The 2,739-nt window shown below is 66.8% G+C and carries 2 protein-coding genes; both read right to left on the reverse strand.

Annotated features, from left to right (window positions below):
- A partial coding sequence (gene polA, locus VLR48_RS13005; RefSeq protein WP_325292203.1) for a DNA polymerase I occupies nucleotides 1–2,049 on the reverse strand: 2,049 nt, incomplete at its 3' end.
- 188 nt (nucleotides 2,050–2,237) lie between these two features.
- The coding region (locus VLR48_RS13010) for a hypothetical protein (RefSeq protein WP_325292204.1) at nucleotides 2,238–2,739 on the reverse strand (502 nt) is incomplete at its 5' end.

Below are 2,739 nucleotides of genomic sequence, written 5' to 3' on the forward strand. Positions count from 1 at the left end.
ATCGGCGGCGAGCAGGCGGTTCCCGGGCTCGGCGACGAAGGCGCGGCGGATCCGGCGGCCCTCGTCGGTACGAATCGGGATGTTCTGCAGATTCGGATCGCTGGAGGAGAGCCGGCCGGTCGCGGCCACAGCCTGATGGTAGGAGGTATGGACCCGTCCGGTGTCCGGGTTGACCATCTGCCGCAGCTTGTCGGTGTAGGTGGATTTCAGCTTCGACATGCTGCGGTGTTGCAGGATCAAATCCGGCAGCGCATGGCCGTCGGCGGCGAGCTGCTCGAGCACCGACTCCGAGGTCGAGGGTGCGCCGGTCGGTGTCTTGGCGACCACCGGCAGACCCAGCTCCTCGAAGAAGATCGCGCCGATCTGCTTGGGCGATCCCATGTTGAAGCGTCGCCCGGCCGTCTCGTAGGCCCGGATCTCGATCTCCTGGATGCGCTTGGCAAGCTCTGCACTCTGCACGGCGAGCAGATCCGGATCGATCCGCACGCCGTGGCGCTCCATCCGCGAAAGGATCGGGATCAGCGGGACCTCGATCTCCCGGTAGAGAGCCGCCATGCTCGGGATCGCTTCCAGACGGGGCCAGAGTGCGCGATGCAGGCGCAGTGTCACATCGGCGTCTTCGGCGGCGTAGTGTCCGGCCTGCTCCAGCGGGATTTGATCGAAGGTGAGCTGCTTCGCACCCTTGCCGGCGATGTGCTCGAAGTGGACGGTGTCATGGTCCAGATATTTCTTGGCGAGCGAGTCCATGTCGTGCCGGGTCGCCGTGCTGTCCAGGACGTAGCTCTCGAGCATGGTGTCGTGGGCGATGCCGCGCAGCTCGATGGCGTAACGGGCCAGGATGCTCATGTCGTACTTGAGGTTCTGGCCGACCTTGCGGCGGTCGGGATCCTCCAGCAGGGGTTTGAGCCGTTCGAGCACCTCCAGACGATCCAGTTGATCCGGTGCGCCCGGGTAGACGTGGGCGACCGGGACATAGGCGGCCGCCCCGGGCTCGACGGACACCGAGAGGCCGACCAGCTCCGCGCGCATGTAGTCGAGGTCGGTCGTTTCGGTATCGAAGGCGAACAGATCCGCGGACTCGAGCTTCGCGACCCAGGCATCGAAGGCGTCCCGGGTGAGCACCACCTCGTAGTCCTGGCTCGGCTTCGACCCCATCGCTGTCTCGGCGTCGGCAGGCTGCGAGGCGCCGGTGTCCGCGTCCTTCAGCGTGGCGAGCAGTCGGCGCGACTCCAAGCGCTCGTACCAACCGCGCAGGGTCTCGCGATCCGGCGGGGCAGGGCGCAGATCCGTCGGCTCGAGGTCGAGCGCGACGTCCCGCTTGATGGTGGTGAGCTCGCGCGACAGGGGCAATTGGTCCAGCACCGCGCGCAGATTCTCCCCGACCTTGCCCGTGATCTTCTCCGCGTTGGCGATCACGCCGTCCAGATCCCCGAAGTCCGCGATCCACTTGGCCGCGGTCTTGGGGCCGCACTTGGGCACGCCGGGGATGTTGTCGACGCTGTCGCCCATCAAGGCCAGATAGTCGACGATGCGCTCGGGCGGCACGCCGAACTTATCCTTTACACCCGCCGGATCCAGGACCGTATCCGTCATGGTGTTCACCAACGTGACATGCTCGCCGACGAGCTGCGCCATGTCCTTGTCCCCGGTCGAGACCAGTGTCGGGATGCCCTGTGCGGCGGCGCGGGTCGCGAGCGTGCCAATGACGTCGTCGGCCTCCACGTCCGGGATCACCAGCAGCGACAGACCCATCGCCCGGATCACCTCCTGCAGCGGCAGGATCAGCTCGCGCAGCTCGTCGGGCATGGCGGGCCGATTGGCCTTGTATTCGGGATAGATGTCGTCGCGAAAGGTCTTGCCGGGCGCGTCGAAGACCACGCCGATGTAGTCGGGTCGATGCTCGTCGATGAGCTTGCGCAGCATGCTGACGACACCCATCAAGGCGCCGGTCGCTTCGCCTTTCGAGTTGGTCAGTTTCGGGAGCGCGTGATAAGCGCGGAACAGATAGCCGGAGGCGTCGACCAGGATCAAAGGGTAGCGTGTTGCCATGGAGGTCTCGTCGGGGACTCGGAGCGATGAGACGAACGGTAGCACAGGCGCGCCCGTCCGGCCCTCGATCGGGTACCGGACACCGCTTGGAGATCAGCCGGCGCAGGTCTTCTCGGGAGCGGCCTTTCAGCTCGGTTCGTCGCGCCCGGGAGCGCGACGGCGAACGCGACGGGGCGGTTGACCTCGGGTCACTCCCGGCTGATGCGGACGGACAGGCCGCTGATCGCGGCGGCTTGATCGGGCGGGACTTGGGCCTCGATGTGAAGGATGGCTCCCGGCTCGAGCCGCGGCCCGCGGGCCAGGCGGAAGACGAGGCTCTCGCTTGCGGTGCCGTCTGCGAGTCCGATCCGGGCGACCACGGGCACTGGCGCGCCGGACGGAACCTGCCAGGGGGTCGGGTCGGGGATCGGAGCGACGACCTTGAGCAGGACATCGAACCGCCCGGATCCTCGATCGAAGCTCTGATGCTTGACGTTGAATGGATCCCGGCTCAGCGCGGCATCGAAACTCCAGTGAATGTCGTCGGTCTTCGAGGGTGCGGAGGCGGAGCCTCCCGAGCTCGGCGCGGATTCCATGCGTTCGACACGGCGCTCCAGTTCCTCGACACGCTGCTCCAGCGCTTGAAGACGGGACGGGTCGACCAGTGGTGCGGTCGCCGGGTCAACCTCCGGACGAGCACTCGGCTGCGCA

The organism is Thiocapsa sp., from assembly GCF_035467215.1.
Classification (GTDB): Bacteria; Pseudomonadota; Gammaproteobacteria; order Chromatiales; family Chromatiaceae; genus Thiocapsa.